At 67.8% G+C, this 25,108-nt stretch carries 24 protein-coding genes, 1 tRNA gene and 1 pseudogene; 15 read left to right on the forward strand and 11 right to left on the reverse strand.

Annotation, left to right across the window (positions count from 1 at the left end):
- Positions 1–86 precede the first annotated feature (86 nt).
- Complete coding sequence (locus GGC47_RS21625) at positions 87–1,055, reverse strand: TAXI family TRAP transporter solute-binding subunit (RefSeq protein WP_038362881.1); 969 nt, start codon at positions 1,053–1,055, stop codon at positions 87–89.
- 257 nt (positions 1,056–1,312) lie between these two features.
- On the opposite strand from GGC47_RS21625, the gene GGC47_RS21630 reads away from it, so the two are divergent.
- Genes GGC47_RS21630 through GGC47_RS21660 form a run of 7 tightly spaced genes read left to right on the forward strand, consistent with a single transcriptional unit; the run spans position 1,313 to position 6,420 of the window.
- Positions 1,313–1,474, forward strand: coding sequence for a hypothetical protein (locus tag GGC47_RS21630; protein WP_156115940.1), 162 nt, complete (start codon positions 1,313–1,315; stop codon positions 1,472–1,474).
- Positions 1,475–1,486: 12 nt separating this feature from the next.
- Complete coding sequence (gene aztA, locus GGC47_RS21635; RefSeq protein WP_038362883.1) at positions 1,487–2,221, forward strand: zinc ABC transporter ATP-binding protein AztA; 735 nt, start codon at positions 1,487–1,489, stop codon at positions 2,219–2,221.
- A 19-nt stretch (positions 2,222–2,240) separates the two neighbouring features.
- On the forward strand, positions 2,241–3,116 hold the full coding sequence (locus GGC47_RS21640) for a metal ABC transporter permease (RefSeq protein ID WP_142022852.1): 876 nt from the start codon (positions 2,241–2,243) through the stop codon (positions 3,114–3,116).
- A gap of 36 nt (positions 3,117–3,152) precedes the next feature.
- Complete coding sequence (locus tag GGC47_RS21645; RefSeq protein ID WP_142022853.1) at positions 3,153–4,091, forward strand: metal ABC transporter substrate-binding protein; 939 nt, start codon at positions 3,153–3,155, stop codon at positions 4,089–4,091.
- A gap of 42 nt (positions 4,092–4,133) precedes the next feature.
- Complete coding sequence (locus tag GGC47_RS21650) at positions 4,134–5,096, forward strand: CobW family GTP-binding protein (protein WP_113253480.1); 963 nt, start codon at positions 4,134–4,136, stop codon at positions 5,094–5,096.
- 14 nt (positions 5,097–5,110) lie between these two features.
- Positions 5,111–6,118, forward strand: a complete 1,008-nt coding sequence (locus GGC47_RS21655; RefSeq protein WP_142022854.1) for a WD40 repeat domain-containing protein — start codon at positions 5,111–5,113, stop codon at positions 6,116–6,118.
- Positions 6,119–6,123: 5 nt separating this feature from the next.
- The gene (locus GGC47_RS21660) at positions 6,124–6,420 is read left to right on the forward strand and encodes a hypothetical protein (protein WP_051987943.1); all 297 of its coding nucleotides are present in this window, start codon (positions 6,124–6,126) and stop codon (positions 6,418–6,420) included.
- Between the two features lie 22 nt (positions 6,421–6,442).
- Here the strand turns inward: GGC47_RS21660 and GGC47_RS21665 are convergent, their stop codons facing one another.
- Positions 6,443–7,267, reverse strand: a complete 825-nt coding sequence (locus GGC47_RS21665) for an OmpA/MotB family protein (RefSeq protein ID WP_142022855.1) — start codon at positions 7,265–7,267, stop codon at positions 6,443–6,445.
- Positions 7,268–7,281: 14 nt separating this feature from the next.
- Complete coding sequence (locus tag GGC47_RS21670) at positions 7,282–8,052, reverse strand: motility protein A (protein ID WP_038362894.1); 771 nt, start codon at positions 8,050–8,052, stop codon at positions 7,282–7,284.
- Between the two features lie 140 nt (positions 8,053–8,192).
- Between GGC47_RS21670 and GGC47_RS21675 the strand changes: the two genes are divergently transcribed.
- The 3 genes from GGC47_RS21675 (at position 8,193) to GGC47_RS21685 (ending at position 12,266) form a co-directional block, all read left to right on the forward strand.
- The gene (locus GGC47_RS21675; RefSeq protein WP_142022856.1) at positions 8,193–10,010 is read left to right on the forward strand and encodes a glucan ABC transporter ATP-binding protein/ permease; all 1,818 of its coding nucleotides are present in this window, start codon (positions 8,193–8,195) and stop codon (positions 10,008–10,010) included.
- 55 nt (positions 10,011–10,065) lie between these two features.
- The gene (locus GGC47_RS21680; protein WP_038362896.1) at positions 10,066–11,046 is read left to right on the forward strand and encodes a TRAP transporter substrate-binding protein; all 981 of its coding nucleotides are present in this window, start codon (positions 10,066–10,068) and stop codon (positions 11,044–11,046) included.
- A gap of 107 nt (positions 11,047–11,153) precedes the next feature.
- Positions 11,154–12,266, forward strand: coding sequence for a calcium:cation antiporter (locus tag GGC47_RS21685; protein ID WP_112761738.1), 1,113 nt, complete (start codon positions 11,154–11,156; stop codon positions 12,264–12,266).
- 18 nt (positions 12,267–12,284) lie between these two features.
- On the opposite strand, the gene aroB is transcribed toward GGC47_RS21685, so the two are convergent.
- Together aroB and GGC47_RS21695 are read right to left on the reverse strand one after the other, a co-directional pair.
- Positions 12,285–13,439, reverse strand: a complete 1,155-nt coding sequence (aroB, locus tag GGC47_RS21690; protein WP_370955650.1) for a 3-dehydroquinate synthase — start codon at positions 13,437–13,439, stop codon at positions 12,285–12,287.
- Entirely contained in the window at positions 13,436–14,035 is a 600-nt protein-coding gene (locus GGC47_RS21695; protein ID WP_038362902.1) for a shikimate kinase, read from the reverse strand. The genes aroB and GGC47_RS21695 overlap by 4 nt, the downstream gene beginning before the upstream one ends.
- A gap of 248 nt (positions 14,036–14,283) precedes the next feature.
- Between GGC47_RS21695 and GGC47_RS21700 the strand changes: the two genes are divergently transcribed.
- Both GGC47_RS21700 and GGC47_RS21705 read left to right on the forward strand, forming a co-directional pair.
- Complete coding sequence (locus GGC47_RS21700) at positions 14,284–14,430, forward strand: histidine kinase (RefSeq protein WP_112761739.1); 147 nt, start codon at positions 14,284–14,286, stop codon at positions 14,428–14,430.
- On the forward strand, positions 14,427–15,356 hold the full coding sequence (locus tag GGC47_RS21705) for a site-specific tyrosine recombinase XerD (protein ID WP_038362904.1): 930 nt from the start codon (positions 14,427–14,429) through the stop codon (positions 15,354–15,356). The genes GGC47_RS21700 and GGC47_RS21705 overlap by 4 nt, the downstream gene beginning before the upstream one ends.
- Before the next feature lie 143 nt (positions 15,357–15,499).
- Here GGC47_RS21705 and GGC47_RS21710 read toward each other — a convergent pair whose 3' ends face one another.
- On the reverse strand, positions 15,500–16,198 hold the full coding sequence (locus GGC47_RS21710) for a carbonic anhydrase (RefSeq protein ID WP_038362906.1): 699 nt from the start codon (positions 16,196–16,198) through the stop codon (positions 15,500–15,502).
- A 68-nt stretch (positions 16,199–16,266) separates the two neighbouring features.
- Complete coding sequence (locus tag GGC47_RS21715) at positions 16,267–16,596, reverse strand: DUF167 family protein (RefSeq protein WP_142022858.1); 330 nt, start codon at positions 16,594–16,596, stop codon at positions 16,267–16,269.
- A 139-nt stretch (positions 16,597–16,735) separates the two neighbouring features.
- Here GGC47_RS21715 and GGC47_RS21720 point away from each other — a divergent pair, with 139 nt between their 5' ends.
- Both GGC47_RS21720 and GGC47_RS21725 read left to right on the forward strand, forming a co-directional pair.
- On the forward strand, positions 16,736–18,229 hold the full coding sequence (locus GGC47_RS21720; protein ID WP_142022859.1) for an amidase: 1,494 nt from the start codon (positions 16,736–16,738) through the stop codon (positions 18,227–18,229).
- 80 nt (positions 18,230–18,309) lie between these two features.
- Entirely contained in the window at positions 18,310–19,893 is a 1,584-nt protein-coding gene (locus GGC47_RS21725) for an ABC transporter substrate-binding protein (RefSeq protein WP_038362913.1), read from the forward strand.
- 121 nt (positions 19,894–20,014) lie between these two features.
- Here GGC47_RS21725 and GGC47_RS21730 read toward each other — a convergent pair whose 3' ends face one another.
- Positions 20,015–21,610 carry a gamma-glutamyltransferase gene (locus GGC47_RS21730; RefSeq protein ID WP_210245689.1) on the reverse strand — a complete coding sequence of 532 codons (1,596 nt, stop codon included), beginning with the start codon at positions 21,608–21,610 and terminating at the stop codon, positions 20,015–20,017.
- A gap of 123 nt (positions 21,611–21,733) precedes the next feature.
- Positions 21,734–22,024: a YggT family protein gene (locus tag GGC47_RS21735; protein WP_038362916.1), complete on the reverse strand. Its 291-nt coding sequence runs from the start codon at positions 22,022–22,024 to the stop codon at positions 21,734–21,736.
- Positions 22,025–22,143: 119 nt separating this feature from the next.
- Here GGC47_RS21735 and GGC47_RS21740 point away from each other — a divergent pair.
- A tRNA-Ala gene (locus tag GGC47_RS21740) sits at positions 22,144–22,219 on the forward strand.
- 250 nt (positions 22,220–22,469) lie between these two features.
- On the opposite strand, the gene GGC47_RS21745 is transcribed toward GGC47_RS21740, so the two are convergent.
- Together GGC47_RS21745 and GGC47_RS21750 are read right to left on the reverse strand one after the other, a co-directional pair.
- The gene (locus tag GGC47_RS21745; RefSeq protein ID WP_370955651.1) at positions 22,470–24,818 is read right to left on the reverse strand and encodes a xanthine dehydrogenase family protein molybdopterin-binding subunit; all 2,349 of its coding nucleotides are present in this window, start codon (positions 24,816–24,818) and stop codon (positions 22,470–22,472) included.
- A 143-nt stretch (positions 24,819–24,961) separates the two neighbouring features.
- Positions 24,962–25,108: pseudogene (locus GGC47_RS21750) on the reverse strand (ferredoxin--NADP reductase); the annotation flags it as partial.

Raw genomic sequence — 25,108 nt, forward strand, 5'->3', positions numbered from 1 at the left:
AACCCGGGATCCATGCCGGAACGGTTCAGGCATGGATCCCGGATCGGCGGGATGACCGCGAAGGCGTCGGAAAGGCGAAAGACCGCTTACGAACCGACCTTCAGCCCCTTTTCCTTGAGGTAGCGCGCCGCGCCCGGATGCAGCGGGATCGGCATGCCGTCGAGCGCGCGCTCGAGCTTGATGTCCTTGCCGGCGGCGTGCGAGGCGGCGAGATCGCCCAGGTTCTCGAAGATGTTCTTGGTCATTTGGTAGACCAGCTCGTCCTTCACGCCCTCATGGGTGACGAGGTAGTTCACCACGGCCGCCGTGTTCACCGCCGCGGTCTGGCCGGTATAGGTATTGGCCGGGATCGGGGTGCTGATGAAGGGCGGGCCCGCCTTGTCGATGACCGCCTTCGGAACCTCGACGACGTTGATCTCGATCGAGGTGGCGAGGTCGCGCAGCGAGGCGACGCCGAGGCCGGCCGATTGCAAGGTAGCATCGAGCTGGCGGTTCTTCATCAGTTCCACGGACTCGGCGAAGGGCAGGTATTCGACCTTGCCGAGATCCTTGTAGCCGAGGCCGGCCGCGGCGAGGATGGCGCGCGCATTGAGCTCCGTGCCGGATTTCGGCGCGCCGACCGAGAGGCGCTTGCCCTTGAGATCGGCCAGCGTCTTGATGCCGCTCTCCTTCGAGGCGACGATCTGGACATAGTTCGGATAGATCGCGGTGATGCCGCGCAGCTTCTTCAGCGGCGTCTTGAAGCCGGCCTCCTCGTCGCCCTTCCAGGCGGCGTCGAGCGAGTCGCCGAGCGTGAAGGCGATCTCGCCGCGGCCCTGCTGCAGCAGCACGAGGTTCTCGACCGAGGCCTTGGTCGCCTGCACGGTCGGGCGGACGTTCGGGATCTTCTCGCCATAGATCTTCGAGAGCGCGACGCCCATCGGATAATAGACGCCGGAGGTGCCGCCGGTGAGGATGTTGATGAATTCCTGGGCACGGGCACCCGCCGGCGCGGCGGCCAGCAGAACGGCAGCGGCAAGGCCGGCGAGGCGCCGGCCGCGGAACAGCGTTTTCATGGAAGCTCCCTGAATCTGCCCGGCTCGAACGGTGGGCTTGCCTTGAGTTGTAAGCAGGATGCCGGCCGAGGAAAAGCGCAAGACATGGCTTTCGCTTGCGCCTTTAGCCCAATTACCGAGGGTGATTCTTGCCGAAGCTCGCATCCGGCCAGGGCTCGACCCGCGTATCTCATCCCGGCAGGCTGGAGCTTCGCGAGGCGTGCACAAGCCGCGAAGATCGCTTGTGCCGTCGTCGATGTAATATTATATCGTCTCACATGGCTCACGCGCACGACCATGGCCACAGTCACGCCGCCTCGCAGGCCGTCTCGGATGATCCGGGCTGGTCGCTGTTGCGCCTGTCGGCCTGGAATCGCGTCGGGCTGGCCGCTGTCGTCGTCGTCCTGCTCTGGGCCGCGACGCTGGCCGTGATCGCCTGAAGGAAGTTCGCGTTGTCCGCCATCCGCCTCACCGACCTGACCTTGGGCTATGACCGTCACCCGGCGATCCACCATCTCTCCGGCGAGGTCGCCACGGGGAGCCTGACCGCGATCGTCGGGCCCAACGGTGCCGGCAAGTCGACGCTGCTCAAGGGCATCACCGGCACCTTGCTTCCGCTCGCCGGCGGCATCTCGCTCGCCAAGGGCAAGCGGCTCGCCTATCTGCCGCAATCGGCCGAGCTCGACCGCTCCTTCCCGATCCATGTCTATGATCTTGTCGCGATGGGCTTGTGGAGCCGCGCCGGCATCTTCGGGCGGATCGGGGCGGGCGTCGCCCACAAGGTCGAGCACGCCATCGCGGCGGTGGGGCTGACCGGCTTCGAGCGTCGGCCGATCGGCACGCTCTCCGGCGGGCAGATGCAGCGTGCGCTGTTCGCGCGGCTCCTGCTGCAGGACGCCGAAATCATCCTGCTCGACGAGCCTTTCACTGCCATCGACGCGCGCACCACCGCCGATCTGCTGGCGCTGGTCCAGCGCTGGCATGGCGAGAGCCGCACCGTCGTCGCGGTCCTGCACGACATCGAGACGGTGCGCCGGGCCTTTCCGCAGACGCTGCTGCTGGCGCGCGAGGCCGTCGCCTGGGGGGCGACCGCCGATGTGCTGACCCCCGAGAATCTGCTCAAGGCGCGCCGCATGGTCGAAGCCTTCGACAGCCACGCCGCTCCCTGCCAGCGCGACGCGGCGTAACGCTTTTCCGGTCAGGCCGATGCTCTACGATCTCTTCATCGGCCCCTTCGCCGAATTCGACTTCATGCGCCGTGCGCTCGTCGGCGTGACGGCGCTGTCGGTCTCCGGCGCGCCGATCGGCGTCTTCCTGATGCTCAGGCGCATGAGCCTGACCGGCGATGCGATGGCCCATGCCATCCTCCCGGGCGCGGCCTTGGGCTATCTCGTCGCCGGCTTCTCGCTGCCGGCGATGACGATCGGCGGGCTGGCCGCCGGCTTTGCCGTGGCTCTGCTCGCCGGTGCGGTGGCGCGCGCGACGGTGCTGAAGGAAGACGCCTCGCTCGCCGCCTTCTACCTGATCTCGCTGGCGCTCGGCGTCACCATCGTCTCGCTGCGCGGCTCGGCGATCGATCTGCTGCATGTCCTCTTCGGCAATGTGCTGGCGCTCGATAACGACGTGCTGATCCTGCTCGCGGGCGTCGCGACGGTTTCGCTCACGGCGCTGGCGGCGCTCTACCGGCCGCTGGTGCTGGAATGCGTCGATCCCGGCTTCCTGCGCTCGGTCAGCCGCTCCGGCGGCTTCGTCCACCTGACGTTCCTCGCGCTCGTGGTGCTCAATCTCGTCGCCGGTTTCAACGCGCTCGGCACCTTGCTCGCCGTCGGCATGATGATGCTGCCGGCGGCGGCGGCGCGGTTCTGGACGGCGGACATCACGCGGCTGCTGATGCTGGCGACCGGCTTCGGCATGGTCGCCGGCTATGCCGGCCTCGTCGTTTCCTATGCGGCGGGCTCGAGCCTGCCGGCCGGCCCGGCGATCATTCTCGCGGCCGGTTGCCTCTACATTATCTCGCTTCTGCTCGGCTCGCAGGGCGGGCTTGCGCGGCGCGCCTTGATTCGGCCCCATCTTGAAAGATAGAAACGTTATATCGTTTCATTTCGAGCGGAGAGTTTCATGCCTAACCGTCGTAGCCTTGTCGCCTATCTGGTCGCGGGGCTCTCCCTCGCGGCACTGCCGTCCGTCGCTTTCGCGCAGGAGAAGCTGCCGGTGGTGGCGAGCTTCTCGGTGCTGGCCGATTTCGTGAAGCAGGTCGGCGGCGACCGGGTCAGCGTGACCTCGCTGGTCGGGCCGAATGGCGACGCCCATGTCTATTCGCCGACGCCGGCCGACGCCAAGGCGATGGCGGCGGCGAAGCTCGTCGTCATCAACGGCCTGCATCTCGAAGGCTGGCTGCCCCGCCTGATCAAATCCTCCGGCACGAAGGCGACGGTCGTCACCGCGACCAAGGGCATCAAGCCGATCGAGGCGGCCGAGGAAGAGCATGACGCGAAGGGCGGGCACGGCCACGATCATGGCCATGACGATCCGCATGCCTGGCAGGACATCGCCAATGCCCGCATCTACGTCGCCGATATCCGCGATGCGCTCGGCGCGGCCGATCCGGCCGGCAAGGCGGTCTACGATGCCAATGCCACGGCCTATCTGGCCAAACTCGATGTCGTCGAGGGCGAGGTGAAGGCGGTGGTCGCGCGCATCCCGGCCGACCGGCGCAAGGCGATCACCACGCACGATGCCTTCGGCTATTTCGTCAAGGCCTATGGCATCGAATTCATCGCGCCGCAGGGCGTCTCGACGGAATCCGAGGCCTCGGCCAAGGACGTCGCCCGCATCATCCGCCAGATCAAGGCGCAGAAGGTGCCGGCCGTCTTCCTCGAAAACGTCACCAATCCCCGCCTGATCGAGCAGATCGCCAGGGAATCCGGCGCCCGGATCGGCGGCACGCTCTACTCCGACGCGCTTTCCGACGCCTCGGGCCCGGCGGGGACTTACATCGACATGATGAAGCACAATATAAGCGAGATCGAGAAGGCGCTCGCCGCCGGCCCGGCCTGACGGCCAGCCGCTCCCGAGGCCACCAGCCATCAGGTTGCAATCATGTCCGAAAAGATCCCCGTCACGGTGCTCACCGGCTATCTGGGCGCCGGCAAGACCACGCTGCTGAACCGCATCCTCACCGAGGAGCACGGCAAGAAATTCGCCGTCATCGTCAACGAGTTCGGCGAGGCGGGGATCGACGGAGACCTCATCGTCGGTGCCGATGAGGAAATCTTCGAGATGAACAACGGTTGCATCTGCTGCACCGTGCGCGGCGACCTGATCCGCATCCTCGACGGGCTGATGAAGCGCAAAGGCAAGTTCGACGCGATCATCGTCGAGACCACCGGTCTCGCCGATCCCGCGCCGGTCGCGCAGACCTTCTTCGTCGACCAGGATGTCGGCGACGCCACCCGCCTCGATGCGGTCGTCACCGTGACCGACGCCAAATGGCTGAAGGACCGGCTGAAGGACGCGCCCGAGGCGAAGAACCAGATCGCCTTCGCCGATGTCATCATCCTCAACAAGACCGACCTCGTCTCGGCCGATGAGCTGGCCGAGGTCGAGGCGCAGATCCGCGCGATCAACCCCTATGCCCGGCTCGAGAAGGCCGAGCGCTGCAATGTCGAGATCGCATCGCTGCTCGACCGCAAGGCCTTCGACCTCGACCGCATCCTCGACATCGAGCCGGATTTCCTCGAGGCCGGCCATCACCATCACCATGCCGAGGATGTGCGCTCGATCTCGCTGACGATCCCCGGCGACGTCGATCCGGAGAAATTCATGCCCTGGATCAACGAGATCGCCCAGATCCAGGGCCCCAGCATCCTGCGTTCCAAGGGCATCCTCGCCTTCAAGGACGAGCCGCGCCGTTTCGTCTTCCAGGGCGTGCACATGATCCTCGACGGCGACCTGCAGCGCGACTGGAAGGCCGGCGAGAAGCGCGAGAGCCGGCTGGTGTTCATCGGGCGCGGACTCAACGAGAACGAGTTGCGCAAGGGGTTTGAAGCCTGCGCGGCGTGAGTTAAAGCCGCGTCATGGCTACTTTGACCCAACCCACCTCGCTGCGCGAGCATGTCGTCCCCATCGCGGCGGGAGACCATGTCGTCGCCACCCGCTGGCTGAAGCAGGGGCTGGTCTTCGCGCTGGCCGACGGGCGCGTGCTGCGCTGGCGCGACGGCGCGACCGACAGCGTCGAGGCCCATGCCGGCGGCATCCTCTGCGCGACCGGCGACAATGAGCGGCTGATCTCGGGCGGCGATGACGGGCGCGTCGTCGCAACGCGGTTCGAGGGCGAGCCGGAAGAGCTGGCGAAGGATCCGAAGCGGCGCTGGGTCGACGCGATCACGTTGTCGCCTTCGGGCCATCTCGCCTGGAACAGCGGCAAGACGGTCCATGCTCGCGACGAGAAGGGCCGCGTCCGCACGCTGGAGGCCGCGAGCACGCCGCAGGGCCTGGTCTTCGCGCCGAAGGGTTATCGCCTCGCCGTCGCGCAGATGAACGGCGTCTCGCTCTGGTATCCGAACACCGAGGCGAAGCCGGAATTCCTCGACTGGAAGGGCTCGCATCTCGACGCGGCCTGGTCGCCGGACGGGCGCTTCGTCGTCACCTCCATGCAGGAAAACGCGCTGCATGGCTGGAAGCTCGGCGACAGGCCGGGCCATATGCGGATGACCGGCTATCCGGCCAAGCCGCGCTCGCTGTCCTGGTCGCATGACGGGCTCTGGCTCGCGTCCAGCGGAGCGGACGGCGCGATCGTCTGGCCCTTCCAGGGCGACGGGCCGCAGGGCAAGGCGCCGCGCGAGTGCGGCGTGCGCCATGCCCGCGTCACCCGCGTCGCCTTCCATCCCGGCGCGCTGGTTCTGGCTATCGGCTATGACGATGGCTGCATCCTGCTGGTGCGCCTGACCGACGGCTCCGAATTGCTGGTACGGCCGGCCGAGCGCGGCAGCGGCATCAGCGCCTTCGCCTGGGACAAGGCCGGCAAGCGCCTCGCCTTCGGTGCCGAGGACGGTGCCGCCGGCGTGCTGACGCTGCCGGCTTAGGCACGATGCGCTTCGGGCTCTTCGGCAAGGGCGAGGCCCGCAAGGATGACGGCGCGAAAGCCGAGGCGAAGGCCGTGGCCGAAAGCCTGAAGAGGCAGGTTCGCGAGTTGCTCGGCCTGCCCGAGACGACGGTGATTGCCGTCAACGAGATCCTCTGCGCCGATCCGAGCTGTCCGGGCACCGAGACGGTGATCCTGGTGATGCAGCCCGGCGCGAAGACGCAGGCCTACAAGCTGCAGATGGCGATGGCCGAGGTGACGGATGCGGCGCTGGCGGAGGCGCTCCGTCATACTGGGGCTTGACCGCGGTACTTGATCGCTATTCTCAGGGCTTCAGCCCTTGCGGCAGCACCGGCGCATCCGCCTTCAGCACGATCCCGACCCGCCGGTTATAGGGCAGATAGGGGTTGTCCTTGATCAGGGGCTCGATATCGCCCTTGCCGGTGACGGAGAGGAAGCGCTCATTGGGCACGCCGGCACCGGCGAGAAGCGCGCGCACGGCGTTGGCGCGGGCGACGGAGAGGCCCCAGATATCGCCTTCGGGCGGCTGGCCGGGGCGGGGCGTCGCGCTGTGGCCGGAAATGGCGATCTTGTTGGACATGCGCCGCAATGTCGGGGCGATGGCGGCGAGCACCTTGCGCATGCGCTCGTTGGGCTGGGCCGAGCCTTCCGCGAACATCGCGCGGCCCTCCTGATCGACGAGCTGGATGTCGATGCCCGCCTCGGAGACCTCGACGAGGATGTTGCGCGAGACCTCGGCAATCTCCGGCATGTCGCGCAGCGCTTGCCTCAGCGAGGCGGCAGCGAGCGCGAAGCCGCGATCGTAGGTCGCGGAGATCAGCCCGTCTTCCTTCTGGTTGTTGTGGTTGGGCGCGGTGTTGTCGGAGGCGTCCTGCAGCGGGCGGATATAGGCGTTCTTGATATGCGTCTTGGTCGGGATGCCGTCGAGCTCGACGATGCCGGCGAGCCGCACGTCGCTTTGCGTGCCGAAGGCGTCGCGCATCGAGCCGGCGACGATCTGCATCTTCTGCTTGTCCTGGCTCGAATAGGCGGCGACCATGACGAAGAACGCCATGAGCAGCGCCATCAGATCGGCAAAGGTCACGAACCAGCCATGGCCGCCGTGACCGCCCCGTTTTTTCTTCGCCATGGCCTAGAGCCCGGTCATGCCGCTGCCGCCATCTCTGCGCGATGGTGGTCGGGCAGGTAGGCCAGCAGCATCTCGCGCACCAGCGTCGGGCTCTTGGCGTCGCGCATCTGCAGCACGCCGTCGATGATCAGCGTGCGCGAGATCTCCTCTTCCTCGAGCTTGATGTGCAGCTTGTCGGCGATCGGCAGCGTGAACATGTTGGCGACCATGGCGCCGTAGAGCGTCGCCAGCAGCGCCGTCGCCATGGCCGGGCCGAGCCTGGAGGGGTCGGACATGTTGGCGAACATCGTCACCATGCCGAGAATCGTGCCGATCATGCCCCAGGCGGGGGCGCAGTCGCCGATGGCGCGGTAGACCTTGGAGCCTTCGTCGAGCCGCTGCAGGAAGTTGTCGCGGTCCCGCTCCATCGTGTCGCGGATGAAGTCCTTGTCGTAGCCGTCGGCGATGTAGCGCAGCCCCTGGGCGAGGAACGGGTCGGAGACCTCGACATTCTCGAGCGCGACCGGGCCGCTCTTGCGGGCGATCTCGGCGACGCGCGTGATCTCGTCGATCAGCTCGCGGGGATTGACGGAACGCATGGTGAAGGCGAAGCGGACGCCCATCGGCAGGCCGTGCGCGATCACCGAAAACGGAAAGCGCAGCATGGTGGCCGCGCTGGCACCGCCGAAGATGATGATCGCGGCGTGCTTGTCCCAATAGGCGGCGAAATTGCCGCCATCGATCAGGATCAGCGCGACGATCGTCGCGATACCCCCCAGAATACCTGCGCCGGTGGCGAGATCCATAAGAGCACCCTGATGCACGCGCTGCTCCGGGGTCGCGGGCCGGGGCTTTCCGCAGTGCGAGACCATAAGAGGTGTGGTTTGAACGAAGCGTTAAGGTTTGGGTGCTTGCCCCGGCGAAACGCTCCGTTAAGAGTCGGCCGATGTCGCTGCTTGCCCTCTATGCCCGCGTCCTCGGCGAACTCGGCCCGGAAAGGCGGCTGGGCGTCGTGCTGGCGCTCGCCAACATCCTGCTGGCGGCCGTGGCCTTCGCCGAGCCGATGCTGTTCGGCGCGCTGATCGACCGGCTGACGACGATCCAGTCCTCCGGCGGCAAGCTGACCTGGGACAGCATCGACATCCTGATCCTGGCCTGGGTCGGCTTCGGCCTCGCCAATATCGGGCTCGGGGTCTTCGTCGCGCTCCATGCCGACCGGCTCGCGCATCGGCGCCGGCTCGCGGTGATGGCGCAGTATTTCGAGCATGCGCTGACCCTGCCGCTCGCCTATCACACGCAGACGCATTCCGGCCGCGTCCTCAAGGTGATGCTCGACGGCGCCAGCGCGATGTGGGGGCTGTGGCTCTCCTTCTTTCGCGAGCAATGCGCCTCGATCGTCGCGCTGTTCGTGCTGCTGCCCTTCACGCTCTGGAAGAACTGGCAGCTCGGCCTGCTGCTGATCGGCCTCGTCGTGCTGTTCGGCGCGCTCACCGGCTTCGTGCTGCGCCGGACCGACCAGCTCCAGCGCAATGTCGAATCCTATCATTCGAGCCTGGCCGAAAAAGCCTCGGATGCGCTCGGCAACGTGCCGGTGATCCAGAGCTTCACCCGCATCGAGGCGGAGGTGCGCGGCCTGCGCTCGACCATCACGAGCCTGCTCAACGCGCAATTGCCGGTGCTGTCCTGGTGGGCGGTGGCGAATGTCGCGACCCGGGCCTCGGCGACGCTGACGGTGCTGGCGATCTTCATCGTCGGCACCTGGCTGCTGATGCACGGCCAGACGACGGTGGGCGAGATCGTCACCTTCATGGGCTTCGCCACCATGCTGGTCGGGCGTCTCGAGCAGATCGTCGCCTTCGTGAACTTCATCTTCATGCAGGCGCCGAAGATGCGCGAGTTCTTCGAGGTGCTCGACACGGCGCCGACGGTGCGAGACCTGCCGAACGCGCCCGATCCCGGCCGGCTCGTGGGCGCGGTCGCCTTCGAGGACGTGTCCTTCTCCTATGACGGCAAGCGCACCGCGGTGCGCGACGTCTCCTTCGCGGTGAAGCCGGGCGAGACGATCGCGGTGGTGGGCTCGACCGGCTCGGGCAAGTCGACCACGCTCGGGCTGCTGCACCGTGCCTTCGACCCGCAATCGGGCCGCATCGCCATCGACGGCCTGGACATCCGCGAGATCTCGCTGTTCTCGCTCAGGCGCAATATCGGCGTCGTCTTTCAGGAGCCGATGCTGTTCGCCCGTTCGATCCGCGAGAATCTGCAGGTCGGCAAGCCCGATGCCACCGATGCCGAGATGATGGAGGCGCTCGACCGCGCCCAGGCCGCCGAGGTGATGGCGCGCCAGCCGGACGGGCTCGACACGCTCGTCGGCGAGCGCGGCCGCACCTTGTCCGGCGGCGAGCGCCAGCGCCTCTCAATCGCCCGCGCGTTGCTCAAGAACCCGCCGATCCTGATCCTCGACGAGGCGACCTCGGCGCTCGATGCCGCGACCGAGGTCAAGCTGCAGAAGGCGCTGGAGGAGGTGATGAAGGGGCGCACCACCTTCGTCATCGCGCATCGGCTCGCGACGATCCGCAACGCCGACCGCATCCTCGTCTTCGAGCAGGGCGAGGTCGAGGAGATGGGCACCTTCGACGAGCTGGTCGCCAAGGGCGGGCGCTTTGCGGCGCTGGCGCGGGCGCAGTATCTGGTCGCCGACAAGCCGGCCGCCGAGCTGGTGGCGGAGACTCCGAGCCCGCTGGCGCAGAAATTGCGGGCGGATTGACGGAGGGACGCCCCTCTTGCTGGAATGCTCCGGCACAGCAAAAAGAGGGTTTCTCATGCGTTGGCTCGCGGCTGGTTTTCTCGTCTCCGGCCTCCTTCTCGGTGCGGGCGCTGCCCTGGCGCAGACGACCTGGGACATGCCGACGGAATATCCGGAAACGGCGATCCCTGGCGAAGGCGTCGCGACCTTCGCCAGGCTGGTCAATGAACGATCCGGCGGGCGCCTGACGATCCGCCCCAGCTACGATGCCAAGCGCGGCATCAAGTCGGCGCAGATGATCGCCGCCGTGCAGAAGGGCGAGGTCGCCGCGGGTGACGCCTTCGCCGGAGCTCTCGGCGCGGTCGATCCGCTGTTCGGCCTGTCCTCGCTACCCTTCCTGGCGACCTCGATCGCCGATGCCCGCCGCCTGACCGATCTGGCGCGGCCGGTCTATGAGAAGAAGCTCGCCGGTTTCGGCCAGAAGATCCTCTACACCACGCCCTGGCCGGCCTCGGGCATCTGGTCGAAGGCGCCGCTCGATTCGGCGGCTGACCTCACAGGCCTGTCGATCCGGACCTATGACGCGACCTCGACCGCGGTGATGGACGCGGCAGGCGCCAAGGCGGCCAATCTCTCCTTCGCCGATGCGATGCCCAAAGTGAAGGACGGCTCGGTCACGGCCGTGCTCTCCTCCGGAGATGGTGGCGCGGGGCGCAATCTCTGGGACTTTCTGCCTCACTTCACCGAAGTGAACTACGCGATGCCGATCTCGCTCGCGACGGTCAATCTCGCAGCCTATGAGGCACTGCCGGCCGATCTCAGGCAGGTCGTCGACGCGGCTGCGAAGGATACGGAAGCGCGGCAATGGGCCGCGATCCGCACGCGGCTCGACGAGAACTATGCTCGCATGCGGGCCAACAAGGTCTCGATTCGTGCCGATGTGCCGGCGGATGTCGCGCAAACCCTGGCCAAGGCCGGGCGTGGTGCCATCGAGAGCTGGCGCCGCAGCACTGGAGCCGACGGGGCCACCCTGCTCGATCAATACGATAGGAAATAGCGACGGATGGCAGAAGGATCGTCGCAGCTCAGGGCGACCGTCGAGACAGCGTCGAGCGATTATGCGACAATCACCGCCTTGCCGTCGAAAATCAGAGCCATTTCAGCATGATGTTGTTTCGCCTCGCCTGTGCCTGGGCTTCCGTTGTCGCTTTCCAGCTGTTCGGCGACAGCCTGCTCGGCCAGCTTGGCGCGCCGCTGCCGTCGCTGCTGGTCTTTCTCTGGCTGCTCGCCGTGATCATCTGGTCCGCGTTCGGGGTGGTGCATGAGGCGGAGGAGCTGGCGGAGCGGCTGGGCGAGCCTTACGGCACGCTGATCCTGACGCTGTCGATCGTCATCATCGAGGTCGCGCTCGTCGGCGCCGTGATGCTGGGCGCCAAGGGCGCGCCGACGCTCGGCCGCGACACCATGTTCGCGGTGCTGATGATCGTGCTCAACGGGGTGGTCGGCATCGGGCTCCTGATCGGCGGCCTCAGGCATTTCTCGCAGCGCTACAACCTGAAAGGCGCCTCCGCCTATCTCGCGGTCATCATCCCGCTGACGGTGATCCCGCTCTTCCTGCCGAATTTCACGACCTCGACCACGGACGGGACGCTGACCTCCTTCCAGGCGGTCGCCTTCTCGATCTTCACCCTGGCGCTCTACGGCGCCTTCCTCATCCTGCAGACCGGCCGCCACAGCGCGTTCTTCCACGAGCCGGCGCCGGAAGGCGAGGTGTCCGCTGCCGCGGCCGTCGCAGAAGGGGGCGAAGCCTCGTCCTCCACGGCGCGGGAAATCCTGCCGCGCATCGGGCTGCTGCTGGCGAATATCCTGCCCATCGTGATCCTGTCGAAGAGCCTCGCCGCGGTGCTGGATTTCGGCATCGTCAAGCTCGGCGCGCCGACGGCTTTGGGCGGCATCCTGATCGCGATGGTGGTGTTCACGCCGGAATGCATCGCCGCGCTCAAGGCGATCACCGGCAATCAGCTCCAGCGCGCCATCAATCTGTGCCTGGGTGCCGCCGCCTCGACGCTCGGCATGACCGTGCCGGCCGTGCTGCTGATCGGCGTCTTCACCGGCCAGCCGGTGGTGCTCGGCCTGTCGGCGACCAATATGGTGATCGCCGCGATGACCCTGCTGCTCTCGACGCTGACCTTCACCGGCACGCGCACGACCATGCTGGAAGGCGCGGTGCATCTGGCGGTGTTCTTCGTCTTCATCGTGCTGGTGTTCAGCCCGTAGGCCGATCCGGCAACGCGATCAGTGCGCCGCGCCGTTGGCGGCGAGCTCGGCTTCGAGGAACCCCTTGACCTCCTCGGCCGCGACGCCGGGCGCGATGAAGCTCTTGCCGATGCCGCGGGCGAGGATGAAGGTCAGCGCGCCGCGCTTGACCTTCTTGTCCTGCGCCATGGCGGCGAGGATTTCCTCGGCGCTGCCGGCCCCGCCCGGAACCTGCTGCAACCGGCTCGGCAGGCCGACATGGTCGAGATGGCGGGCGACGCGTCCCGCATCCTGGCCGGAGCAGAGCTCCAGCCGCTGCGAGAAGCGGAAGGCGAGCGCGAGCCCGATGGCGACAGCCTCGCCATGGACGAGGCGGCGGGAATCGTAGCCCGTCAGCCGTTCCAGCGCGTGGGCGAAGGTATGGCCGAGATTGAGGAGGGCGCGGTCGCCCTCCTCGCGCTCGTCGCGGGCGACGATCGCCGCCTTGGCGCGGCAGGAGACGGCGACGGCGTGGTCGCGTTCCGGGCCGCCGGCGATGACGCGGCCCCAGTTGGCCTCGCACCAGTCGAAGAAGGCGGGGTCGTCGATCAGCCCGTATTTCACCACCTCGGCATAGCCGGCCTTGAACTCGCGCTCGCTCAGCGTGTCGAGCAAGGCGGTGTCGGCGATGACGAGGGCCGGCTGGTGAAAGGCGCCGATCAGGTTCTTGCCGTGCGGCGAGTTGATGCCGGTCTTGCCGCCGACGGAGGAATCGACCTGCGAGAGCAGGGTCGTCGGAACCTGGATCAGGCGCACGCCGCGGCGCAGCACCGCCGCGGCGAAGCCGGTGAGGTCGCCGACGACGCCGCCGCCGAACGCGATGACGAGGTCGTTGCGCTCGATCTTCGCCGCCAGCAGGGCGTCGCAGAGCGCGACGAACTGGGCATAGGATTTGGAGGCTTCGCCCGGCGGGATGGTGATCCGGGTCGCCGCGATGCCTTCCTGCTGCAGGCAGGTCTCGAAGGCCGCGCCATGGAGCGCAGCGACGCTCTCGTCGGTGACGAGGGCGGCGCGGGCGCCGGGCGCGAAGGCGGCGATCAGCGCCGCCGCCTCGCAGAGCTGGTGGCGCCCGATATGGATGTCGTAGCCGCGGCCCTCGAGCGCGACGGGGACGACGATGCGGGCCCCGGTTTCGCGGGACATGGTGGCGTTCATGATTCAGCGACTCCGCCAGCCGCGACGCCAAGGTAGCGTTCCAATGCGGCGACAATTTCACCGACGATGACCTCATGGGGCTCGTCGCGCGACTGGATGGTGAGATCGGCCAGCGCATAGACCGGCTCGCGCTGGGCCAGCATGGCGCGCAGCGTCGCCTCCGGATCGGCCGTCTGCAGGAGCGGGCGGTTCGAGCGCTTGCGCACGCGGCGCATCAGCACGTCCGGCTCGGCCTTCAGCCAGACCGAGACGCCGAGCTCCTTCACCCGGACGCGGGTCTCGGCATTCATGAAGGCGCCGCCGCCGGTCGCGAGCACCAGGGGCGCCTGCGTCGTCAGGATGCGGCTGATCACGCGCCGCTCGCCGTCGCGGAACTCGGCCTCGCCGCGCTGCGCGAAGATTTCGGGGATCGACATGCCGGCTGCGGTCTCGATCTCGATATCGGCGTCGACGAAGCCCATGCCGAGACGGCTGGCGAGCCGCCGGCCGATCGAGCTCTTGCCCGAGCCCATCATGCCGATCAGCACGACGGCACGGCGGCCGAGCGCGCCACGTAAATCGACGGTTTCCGGAGCTGGGATGGTTTCGACGGTCATGCTGGCTCGTTTCCTCGGGCGGGGATGTAGCACGCAGCGACGGCCTGCGTCATGCCTCTGTCACGCCTCGTCCGGCCCGATTTCGAAGAGTTTTACGCATCGCTGTGGCGTGCTTGCCCTTGCGCCGGCCGGGCGGCATCGCGGATAACAGTGGTGCGCCGACAACTGCGCGCGCATCGGCCCTCGACGCGGCATGCGGTTTTCGGACAAGGCCGGTGCCGTAAAGCAAGAGCGAAAGTTCGCCAGACGTGCCGACCCTGTTCCGGTTCCTGTTCTTCGTCGCCGTCATCGCCGGGCTGGTCTTCGCGGGCATGATCGCGCTCGTCACCTTCGTCCAGCCGGTGCAGCGCGAGATGGTCGAGATCGTGCCGCCGGCGAGGCTGCAGCCGAAATGAGCCGGATCCCGCGCCAGCGCCTCAACACCTTCCTCGACATGCTGGCGGCCGAGCGCGGGGCGGCGCGCAACACGCTCGATGCCTATGAGCGCGATGTCTCGGATTACCTCGTCTTCCTCGCCGGCAAGCCACTGGAGAGCGCGACCTCGGACGATATTCGCGGCTGGCTCGCCGATCTGGCGGGGCGGGGGCTGAAGGCGTCCTCGGCGGCGCGAAGGCTCTCGGCCGTCAGGCAGTTCCACCGCTTCCTCTATACGGAGGGGCTCTCCGGCAGCGACCCCACGGCCGCGATCGCGGGGCCGCGTCAGGGCCGGCCGCTGCCCAAGGTCGTGTCCGTCGGCGATGTCGACCGTTTGCTCGGCGCGGCGCGCGAGGCCTGCGAGCGCGAGGGGCTGACGCAGGCCGCCCGGCTGAGGGCGCTCAGGATGCGCTGCCTCGTCGAGATGCTCTATGCGACGGGCTTGCGCGTCTCGGAGCTGATCGCGCTGCCGCTCTCGGCCGCGACGACGCGCGAGCGCTTCCTGATCGTGCGCGGCAAGGGCGACAAGGAGCGGCTGGTGCCGCTGAACGAGGCGGCGCGTGCCGCCGCCCGCGCCTGGCTCGACGCGCTGCGCGAAGCCGGGCAGGTGGATGGCCGCTGGCTTTTTCCGTCAGACGGCGAAAGCGGGCATCTGACCCGCCAGGCCTTCGGGCGCGAGCTCAAGGCGCTGGGTGGCGCGGCCGGGCTGCCGGGCGCATCCTTGAGCCCGCATGTCCTGCGCCATGCCTTCGCCAGTCACTTGCTGCAGAACGGCGCCGATCTCCGCGTGGTGCAGGAACTGCTCGGCCATGCCGACATCGCCACCACCCAGATCTACACCCATGTGCTCGACGAGCGCTTGAAGAGCCTGGTGCGCGATCTCCATCCGCTGGCGGATGGGGATTGATACGGGCGTACAGGCGTCATTCTCGGGCGGAGCGAAGCGTAGACCCGAGAAACTCTTACAGAAGGGGCGCCTGCGCCTCCGTGTCGTGAGATGCTCGGGGGCAAGCCCGGGCATGACGCGCGATGCTCCGCCAGCTCGGCGGCCTAACCCTCGATGCAGCGGATCTGCTGGACCCGCTTGGGCATCTCGCCGACGGCGGGGATGAACTGCCCGGTCGCGGGGTCGAGGATCATCAGCACGCCGGTCGCCACTGCGAAATAGGCGCCGTGCAGATGCAGCCGGCCCTTGCTTTCGAGGATCTGCACGCAGGGGAAGGTACGCAGATTGGCGAGCGATTGCTGGATCGAGGCGAGTTCCAGCCGGTGCAGGTAGTCGTCGAAGCTTTCGTTGCGGCCGCGCCCGCCGGTGCGTTCGGCGGCCGGCCCGATCAGGGTGATCCATTTGCCGATGAAGTCGCCGGGCGAGAGCGCCTCCTGGCTGTCGTCGGCGAAGGCGCGGATGCCGCCGCAGCGGCCATGGCCGAGCACGACGATATGCTCGACCTTGAGCGCCTGGATCGCATATTCGAGCGCGGCCGAGGTGCCGTGAAGCTGGTCGTCCGGCGCGAAGGGCGGCACGAGATTGGCGATATTGCGGGCAACGAACATCTCGCCCGGCCGCGCATCGAAGATGACCTCCGGCGAGACGCGCGAATCGCAGCAGCCGATCAGCATGATCTTCGGCGTCTGGCCGTTCTCGCCGAGTTCCTCGTATCGGTCCTTCTCGCGGATGAAACGATCGTCGAGGAAGGTGCGATAACCTTCCGTGAGCCGCTGGGGAAAGGGGGCCGCGGGCTTGTCCATGGCCCTGTCGAACAGGAAAGCGAGGCGTCCGTCAAGCGGATGCTGCGCTGCGGCAATGGAAGCGAGGATCAGGCGGCGGCGAATCGTGCCCGCAACCGCGCCGCCAGCACGGCCGGATCGCCTTGCAGGGCGACGGTTTTCAGCCGGGCGGTGGCGCCGGCCGCGATCGTGACCTGAGAGCGCGGCAGCCCGAATTCCTTCGCGACCAGCGCGACCAGGGCGGCGTTGGCCTCGCCCTCGCTCGGGGCGGCGCGGACGCGCGCCTTCAGCACGGCGCGGCCATCGGCGAGCGTCTCGACGCCGTCGAGCGCGTCGCGCCCGCCGCGTGGCGTGAGCCGCACCGAGACTTGCACGCCGCTGGGCGTCTCCCGCCAGAACGGGCTCGCCGCCTTGCTCACCGGCTCGCCCTTGTCCGAAGGTCAGCCATGCGCGCTTCGGTCATGGACATTCCGCTTTCGTTTTTCCTACGCTGTCACACCGGACGCTCGGCGCCCGGCATAACGCTTGCTGAGGGGCAGGCACAATGGAGACCATGCCTTGACTGAACCCTGCGACCTCACCGCCGTCACCGCGCGCGCCCTGATCGGCGCCAAGAAGCTCTCCGCCCGCGAACTGCTCGAAAGCTGCATCCGCCGCATGGATGCGATCGACCCGGCCGTGAACGCCATGGTGGCGCGCGACGACGAGGCCGCCCGCAAGGCCGCGGCGGCGGCCGACGAGGCGACGGTGCGTGGAGAGGCGCTCGGCGCGCTGCACGGCCTGCCGGTCGGCATCAAGGATCTGGAGAATGTCGCGGGCCTGCGCACGACCTATGGCAGCCCGCTCTATCGCGATTTCGTGCCGAAGCAGGACCAGCTCATCGTCGCCTCCGTGCGCAAGGCCGGCGCGATCATCGCGGGCAAGACCAACACGCCGGAATGGGGGGCGGGCGCCAATACCCGCAATGCCGTCTATGGCGTGACCGGCAACCCCTTCGATCCGACGAAGAGCGCGGCCGGCTCGTCGGGCGGCTCGGGCGTCGTGCTGGCGACCAATATGGTGCCGCTCGCCACCGGCTCCGACACGGGCGGCTCGCTGCGCAACCCGGCGGCTTTCAACGGCATCGTCGGCTTCCGGCCGTCGCCGGGGTTGGTGCCCAGCGAGAAGCGCGCGCTCGGCTGGACCCCTCTTTCCGTGCTCGGGCCGATGGCCCGCAACGTGCCGGATCTGTGCCTGCTGCTCTCGACCATGGTCTCCGATGACGCGGCCGATCCGCTGGCGACGACGATCCATGGCAGGACGGTGCGGCGGCCGGAGGATTTCGCCCGGCCGGACGCCATCGACCTCGCCTCGCTCAAGGTCGCGCTGACACCGGATTTCGGCTTCGCGCCGACCGAGCGCCTGATTCGCGAAACCTTCGCCGAAAAGACCGGCGCCTTCAGCCACCTCTTCCGTGCGGCCGAGGCGGCGACGCCGGATTGCGAAGGCACCGACGAGGTCTTCGAGATCCTGCGGGCGGTCGCCTTCCTCGCCGGACATCACGACAAGGTGCGCGACACGCCGGATCTGGTCGGGCCGAATGTCCGCGCCAATGTCGAGGAGGGGTTGGGCTATTCCGCGCTCGACGTGACCCGGGCGATGAAGCAGCAGACGGCGATCTATCAGCGCTGGCAGCATTTCTTCGCCGATTACGACGTCATCCTGTCGCCGGCGATGACGCTGAGCCCGCGACCCTGGAGCGAGCTCTATCCGGCCGAGATCGACGGCAAGCCGACGCGGACCTATTTCCACTGGCTCGCCATGGCCTATGCGGTCACGGTCGTCGGCCATCCCGCCATCTCGCTGCCGGTCGGGCTCGACCGCAACGGCATGCCCTTCGGCCTGCAGATCGTCGGCCCGCGCGGCGGCGACGCCAAGGTTCTGGCGGTCGCAGCGGCGCTGGAGGCGCAGCTCGCCGGCGATCCGCTGACGGCCCGGCCCGTGCCCGACCTCGCCAGGCTCGCCAAGGCCCGCCCGATCAGCGAGAGCCCGAATTTCATGGGCTTCGACTGATGGATGGGCCAAGATCGGCCACGGCCGGCAATGACCGCCCACGCACCAGCAAAGATCAACCATAAAAGGGGAGAACGCAGATGAGACGTCGTGAATTTTTGATGGGTACGGCAGCGCTCGGGCTTGCCGGCCCGCTGCTGCCGGAGCAAGCCAGCGCGCAGGCATCGGCGACACTGATGAAGTTCGTGCCGCAGGCCAACCTCTCGGCGCTCGATCCGATCTGGACGACCGCGACCGTGACCAACAACCATGCCTATTACGTCTTCGACATGCTCTACGGGGCCGACGAGAACCTGAAGCCCCAGCCGCAGATGGCGGAGGGGCACGAGGTTTCCGCCGACGGCAAAACCTGGCGCATCAAGCTGCGGGAAGGGCTGACCTTCCATGACGGAACGCCGGTCAAGGCCGCCGACTGCGCCGCCAGCGTCAAGCGCTGGACCCAGCGGGACCCTTACGGCCAGCTGCTGGGCCGGGCTGTCGAGGAATGGGGCGCGCCTGACGAGCGCACGATCGAGATCAAGCTCAAGCGGCCCTTCCCGCGGATGCTGGAATGCCTGGGCAAATCCGACCAGCCGCCGGTGATCATGCCCGAGCGCCTGGCGAAGACCGATGCGAACACGCAGGTGACCGAGATGGTCGGCTCCGGTCCCTACAAGTTCGTCCCAGCGGATTATGTCTCGGGCAGCCGCGTCGCCTATGAGAAGTTCGAGGCCTACAAGCCGCGCAGCGAGCCCGCGAGCCGCAATGCCGGCGGCAAGGTCGCCTATTTCAAGCGCATCGAATGGAACATCCTGCCGGACCCCGCGACGGCGGCGGCGGCACTGACCCGAGGCGAGGTCGACTGGTGGGAGCGGCCGCTCGCCGATTTGCAGCCGATGCTGTCTGGCAATGCCGACATCAAGCAGGAGGTGATCGACAAGGCCGGCCGCGGCGCGATCATGCGCCTCAACCATCTTCAGGCGCCCTTCAACAATCCGAAGATCCGGGCGGCCGTGCGCATGGCGGTGAAGCAGGAAGACTATATGCGCGCGACCCAGGGCGACGACACCACGCTCTGGCAGACCTGCCGCAGCCTGTGGTGGCGCGGTACGCCCTATTATGCCGGCGAGCAGGAAGACCTGATGCCGCAGAGCCTCGACAAGGCGAAGGCGGCGCTGAAGGAATCCGGCTACAACGGCGAGAAGGTCGTCATCATCAATCCGACCGACTTCCCGGATATCGGGCCGCTGGGCGAGGTGACCTTCGAATTGCTGAAGAAGCTCGGCATGAATGTCGAGATGGCGGCGAGCGACTGGGGCACCGTGGTCCAGCGCCGCGGCAGCCGCGAGGCGGTCGAGAAGGGCGGCTGGAGCATCTTCCACACCACCGGCTCGGCGATCAGCTGGGGCGACCCGGCCCAGTCCACGATCGTCCGTGGCCAGGGTGAGAAGGGCTGGTTCGGCTGGTGGAAGAGCGACAAGGCCGAGGAACTCGCCGAGGCCTGGCTCTATGCCGCCGACGAGGCGGCGCAGCGCAAGACCGCCGGGGAACTGGGCCGGCTGGCGCTGGAGGAGGTCGCGACGGTCCCGCTTGGCCAGTTCTTGAGCCGCACCGCCTATCGCAAGAACATCACCGGGATGCTGGCGGGCTCGGCGCCCTATCCCTGGGGCGTGAAGCGCAGCTGAGCGCGGTCATCACTGCGAGAACAGGAAAAGGCGGCCGGGTGGCCGCCTTTTCTTATTCCGGAGTTCGATCTTTGCGGGATGACGGCGTGTTTTCGAACAAACACGGCACGCCGCAAGACGATCAGCGCTGCGCCGCCACAGCCGCCGACCAGGGCGAAGCCGCGTCGCTCGACCCCTCGGCGCCGTTCCGGTCGACGCGGATGAAGTTCGGGCAGGCGAAGTTGATCGGCAGCACGGCGTGCTCGGCGAGCGCGGTCGGTCCGGCTGCCTCCAGCGCGGCGAGGGTCTCGGCCGGCAGGCGCGGATCGGCGCTGGTCGAATCGGGGCCGGAGACGTCGATGCGCGGCTGATGGGCGTTTGCCTCGGCCTCCATCCCGAAATCGAGCTGCCAGGCCAACGTCTGGTAGACGCTGGCGAGGATGCGCCGCCCGCCCGAGGAGCCGGCCGCGAGGCGCGGCCAGCCGCCGTCCTTCGGCGTGACGACGACCGGGCACATGTTGCAGAGCGGCCGGGCGCCCGGCGCGATGGCGTTGGCGCTGCCGGGGCGGGGATCGAACCACATCATGCCGTTGTTCATCAGCACGCCGGTCGAGGGCAGCACGACGCGGCTGCCCATCGAGGAGAGCAGCGTCGTGGTGACAGTGACGAGGTTGCCGTCGCGGTCGACCACGGTGAGATGGGTGGTGCAGGTATCGCCGGGCTCCTTGGCCGCGGTGGCGGCGCCGAGCCCGTCCAGCCGCTCGCGATAGGCCTGCCGCATCACGCGCGAGAGCTGCGCGAACCAGGCCGCGGACGGACCGCTCCCATCGGTCGGGGCGTCGGCCATGCCGGCGATGACCCGTTCCAGCGTCGGCGCGGCGGTCAGCCCGCCGGCGGTGTGGATGAGATGGCTGCCGCGCCAGGCGATGCTCGGCGCCTCGCGAATCTCGGCCTTGCAATCCGCCAGATCCTGCGCGTCGACCACGCCGCCAGCGGACGCGATGTCGGCCGCGATACGCCGCGCGATGTCGCCCCGGTAGAAATCGTCGAGCCCGGCTTGCGCCAGCCGCTCCAGCGTCGCCGGCAATTCGCCCAGCACCATGAAGCCCGGCGAGCCCTGATAGGGCGGCACCGGCGGCAGGCCGCCGGGGAGGTAGATCCGTGCGCTCTCCTCATAGAGGCGAAGCACCGAAGCCGAGGAGGCGACCTTGAGCGTCGTGTACCAATCGGCCGGCAAGCCGCGCTTCGCGAGCGCGATGGCGGGGGCGAGCAGGTCCGCCAGCGGCAGCGCCGAGCCGAAGGCCTCCTTCAGCTTCGCGTAGCCCGCGATCGAGGAGGGGATGACGAAGGAGAGCGGGCCGTGGATGTTCCGATCGCCGACGACCTCGGGCCAGGTGAAGAGATCCTTCTTCATCGCGCCGGTGAGGGGGTAGTCGGCGGGGTCGGCCCGGCGCGGCGCGACCGGCCCGAAATCGACGACCTGCGCGCGGGTCTCGCCCGCCTTGAGCACGACGGCGAAGCCGATGCCGCCCAGCCCGCTGTTCCAGGGTTCGACGGCGGCGAGCGCGAAACAGGCCGCGACGGCGGCATCGGCCGCGTTGCCGCCCTGTTCGAGGATCGCCGTGCCGGCCTCGGCCGCCTCCCGGCTCTGCGAGACGACGATGCCGTGCCGGCCGCGTGCGGCGGGCTTCGTCAGGTGCCAGTTCTGGCTGCGATAGGGGGTGGTGGGGGTGAACACGGGCGGCCTCCGGAAGCTGACGGCGGCCGCATGTTGCATGGGCCGGCCCGGGAGGTCGAATGCATCCTGCCCGCCCGCGGGTCGCGTCCTGCGCAGGGCGCTCCCGGGTGGAGCCGCTTCGCGTCAGAAGACGTTGGGGTAGATGTAGCGGATGATCACGCTCTGGATGAAGTAGATGATCAGCAGCAGGATGATCGGCGAGATGTCGATGCCGCCGAGATTGGGCAGCCGCTGGCGGATCGGCCGCAGCGCAGGCTCGGTCATGCGGTAGAGCATGTCCCAGACGGTGGCGACGAACTGGTTGCGGGTGTTGATGACGTTGAAGGCGATCAGCCAGCTCAGAACGGCCGAGGCGATCAGAATCCACACATAGATCTGCAGCGCGAGCAGAACCACGTCGAGAACGGCACGCATCGGTCTTCCTTTTAGGCCTGTCCGGAGAGGTTGCCGCAGAATATCGCCGACACCTGCCGAAAGAGGCAAGGGAGACGATTGACATTCACGCGACGCACGGCCTAGAAGGCCAGCGCCTTGGGGCTGTAGCTCAGATGGGAGAGCGCTGCAATCGCACTGCAGAGGTCAGGGGTTCGAATCCCCTCAGCTCCACCAAGGCCTAACTCCCGTCACCGCTGTCGAGACCGTGCCCGCGTGGCGTGGTGAAGATCGGGCTTTTGAAGCCGATTCTCCTGTTGCGGTGCGCGTGGGGGGCACCGGCCCCAAACCCGGCCATCGATCGGAACCGAACTCCGTCGTCGCGATCCGCAAGCCGGCAGCGAATCGCGCCTGTGTTCGTCCCGGCCTGTCGCCATGTCGATGCCAACGCGACCTGTCGGTGCGACGGGGCCTTCGGCCCCGCCGGTCAAGCGTGGCCGCCGCGCTCGTGGATGATCCGCCAGATCGCGAGGGGCGTCGCCGGCATGTCGACATGATCGACGCCATAGGGCGAGAGCGCATCGACGATCGCGTTCATCACCGAGGGTAGCGAGCCGGCGCAGCCGGCCTCGCCGCAGCCCTTGGCGCCGACCCGGTTGGTGCGGGTGGGAACGCCCTGGCTGATGAAGGTGAAGAACGGCACATCCGCCGCGCGCGGCATGGCGTAGTCCATGAAGGAGCCGGTCATGAGCTGGCCGGCCTCGTCATAGCTGGTCATCTCGTAGATCGCCTGCCCGATGCCCTGCACGACCCCGCCATGCAACTGCCCCTCGACGATCATCGGGTTCACCAGCGTGCCGAAATCGTTGACCATGACATAGCCGGCGATCTCGACCTGCCCGGTGTCCGGATCGATCTCGACCTCGGCGATATGGCAGCCATTGGGATAGGCCGAAGGCGCGGCCTTGAAGACATGGTCGACATCCAGCGTCGCGGGGAGATCATCAGGCAGGGAGGCGGACGTCCTCACCCTTGCGGCCAGCTCCATGATGCCGATCGAGCGGTCGGTTCCGGCGATGCCGAAGCGGCCCTCGGCGAATTCGATGTCGGGGAGGCCGGCCTCCAGGAAATGGGCGGCGAGAACCTTGCCCTTCTCGACGACCTTCTCGCTCGCCTCGATGATCGCCGAGCCGCTCGCCATGATCGATTTCGAGCCGCCGGTGCCGCCGCCGGCGATCAGCCTGTCGCTGTCGCCCTGTACGAGGCGGATCTTGTCGAAGGGCACGCCGAGCTGGCTCGTCAGCACCTGAGCGAAGGGCGTCCAGTGGCCCTGGCCGTAATCGAGCGTGCCGGTGACGATGGTGACGGTTCCGTCCGGCTCGAAATGGATGCCGCCCATCTCGTTCGTCGGCGGTGCGGTGACCTCGAGATAGCAGCCGATGCCGCGGCCGCGCAGTTTCCCGGCCTTGCGGCTGGCGCGTTCGCGGGCCCGGTAGCCCTTCCAGTCGGCCGCCTCCAGCGCCCGGGCGAAGAGCGCCGGGAAATCGCCGCTGTCATATTGCGTCCCGATCGGCGTGGTCCAGGGCAGCTTGTCCGTGGGGATCAGGTTGCGCTGCCGGAGCACGGCCTTGTCGATCTTCATCTCGCGGGCGGCGGCATCGATCAGCCGCTCCATGAAGTAATTGCCCTCGGGGCGCCCGGCGCCGCGATAGGCCGCGATCGGCACGGTATTGGTGACGGCGCAGCGGGTCGCGACCTCGACCAGCGGCGTGCGGTACATGCCGACGCTGTTCTTGCCGATGTTGAGCGTCGCCATCATCGGCCCGACCGAGGAGAGATAGCCGCCCATATTGCCGAAGCCGGTGAAGCGCGTCGCCAGGAAGCGGCCGCGCGCATCGAGCGCGAGCTCGGCCTCGAAGGCCATGTCCCGGCCGTGATGGTCGGAGACGAAGCTCTCCGCGCGCTGGTCGGTCCATTTCACCGGCTTCTTCAGCAGCCGCGCCGCGTGCAGCAGCACGACATATTCGGGAAATACCGAGGCCTTCATGCCGAAGGAGCCGCCGACATGGCCGGTGACCAGCCGCATCCGCCCTGCGGGAACACCCATCGCCGCGGCGAGGTTGTTGCGCATGCCGAAGGCACCCTGGCTCGGGGCATGGAGCGTGTAGCGGCCGGTCTTGCGGTCATAGGCGCCGATCGCGGCACGGGGCTCGATCGGGTTCACCACGATGCGGTTGTTGACGATCCGCAACTTCGTGACATGCGCGGCCTCGGCGAAGGCCGCGGCGACCTTGGCGGCGTCGCCGAAATGATAGTCGAGGACGAGGTTACCGGGGACGTCGTCGAAGAGCTGCGGCGCGCCGGGCTCAAGCGCCTCCTCCGCCGAGGTGACGGCCGGGAGGATGTCGATATCGAGTGCCACCGTCTCGGCCGCGTCGCGGGCCTGCGCGGGCGTGCGGGCCACGACCATCGCCACGGGGTCGCCGACATAGCGGACCTTGTCGATGGCCAGCGCCTTCCGCACCGGCTTCCTCAACGGCGTTCCGTCGCGGCTGGTCATGTCGAGCTGGCATTTCAGCGTGCCGTAGCCCTGGCCTTCGAGATCATCGGCCGTGTAGACCGCGACGACGCCCTTCATGGCCCGCGCCGCCGAGACGTCGATCTCGCGGATGATGCCATGGGCATGCGGGCTGCGAACGAAGGCGGCGTGAAGCTGCCCCTCCAGAGAGAGGTCGTCGGTGTAGCGCCCCTCGCCCCGGACGAGGACCGCATCCTCGTTGCGCGGCAGCGACTGGCCGATTCCGACCGGGGTGGCGGAGTGGGCGGCTTGGGACACGCGCATGTTCATGACTGGGTACCGCGATCGAAACAGAACGCGGCTACACTGGCGCAAAAGCGCGGCGCGCGCTTTGCAGATGCGGCATGGCCGATACCCGCTCGCGGATCGCGGCGCGGCGCTTCGAGGTGCCCGGCTGGGGCTTATTTCTCGACGAAGGCCTTTTCGATGACGTAGTCGCCGGCCTCGCCGTGATTGCCTTCCTCAAGGCCGCGCTCGGCGAAGATCGTCTTGAGGTCGGCCAGCATCTGCGGCGAGCCGCAGAGCATGAAGCGGTCGCCCTCGGGGTC

Origin of the sequence: Allobosea sp. OAE752 (genome assembly GCF_050433265.1) — a bacterium.
Lineage (GTDB): Bacteria > Pseudomonadota > Alphaproteobacteria > Rhizobiales > Beijerinckiaceae > Allobosea > Allobosea spartocytisi.

Coding starts and splice junctions, on each gene's coding strand:
- GGC47_RS21625 (WP_038362881.1), bottom strand. CDS start 1,055: ATGAAAACGCTGTTCCGCGGCCGGCGCCTCGCCGGCCTTGCCGCTGCC.
- GGC47_RS21630 (WP_156115940.1), top strand. CDS start 1,313: ATGGCTCACGCGCACGACCATGGCCACAGTCACGCCGCCTCGCAGGCC.
- GGC47_RS21640 (WP_142022852.1), top strand. CDS start 2,241: ATGCTCTACGATCTCTTCATCGGCCCCTTCGCCGAATTCGACTTCATG.
- GGC47_RS21645 (WP_142022853.1), top strand. CDS start 3,153: ATGCCTAACCGTCGTAGCCTTGTCGCCTATCTGGTCGCGGGGCTCTCC.
- GGC47_RS21650 (WP_113253480.1), top strand. CDS start 4,134: ATGTCCGAAAAGATCCCCGTCACGGTGCTCACCGGCTATCTGGGCGCC.
- GGC47_RS21655 (WP_142022854.1), top strand. CDS start 5,111: ATGGCTACTTTGACCCAACCCACCTCGCTGCGCGAGCATGTCGTCCCC.
- GGC47_RS21660 (WP_051987943.1), top strand. CDS start 6,124: ATGCGCTTCGGGCTCTTCGGCAAGGGCGAGGCCCGCAAGGATGACGGC.
- GGC47_RS21665 (WP_142022855.1), bottom strand. CDS start 7,267: ATGGCGAAGAAAAAACGGGGCGGTCACGGCGGCCATGGCTGGTTCGTG.
- GGC47_RS21670 (WP_038362894.1), bottom strand. CDS start 8,052: ATGGATCTCGCCACCGGCGCAGGTATTCTGGGGGGTATCGCGACGATC.
- GGC47_RS21675 (WP_142022856.1), top strand. CDS start 8,193: ATGTCGCTGCTTGCCCTCTATGCCCGCGTCCTCGGCGAACTCGGCCCG.
- GGC47_RS21680 (WP_038362896.1), top strand. CDS start 10,066: ATGCGTTGGCTCGCGGCTGGTTTTCTCGTCTCCGGCCTCCTTCTCGGT.
- GGC47_RS21685 (WP_112761738.1), top strand. CDS start 11,154: ATGATGTTGTTTCGCCTCGCCTGTGCCTGGGCTTCCGTTGTCGCTTTC.
- aroB (WP_370955650.1), bottom strand. CDS start 13,439: ATGAACGCCACCATGTCCCGCGAAACCGGGGCCCGCATCGTCGTCCCC.
- GGC47_RS21695 (WP_038362902.1), bottom strand. CDS start 14,035: ATGACCGTCGAAACCATCCCAGCTCCGGAAACCGTCGATTTACGTGGC.
- GGC47_RS21705 (WP_038362904.1), top strand. CDS start 14,427: ATGAGCCGGATCCCGCGCCAGCGCCTCAACACCTTCCTCGACATGCTG.
- GGC47_RS21710 (WP_038362906.1), bottom strand. CDS start 16,198: ATGGACAAGCCCGCGGCCCCCTTTCCCCAGCGGCTCACGGAAGGTTAT.
- GGC47_RS21725 (WP_038362913.1), top strand. CDS start 18,310: ATGAGACGTCGTGAATTTTTGATGGGTACGGCAGCGCTCGGGCTTGCC.
- GGC47_RS21735 (WP_038362916.1), bottom strand. CDS start 22,024: ATGCGTGCCGTTCTCGACGTGGTTCTGCTCGCGCTGCAGATCTATGTG.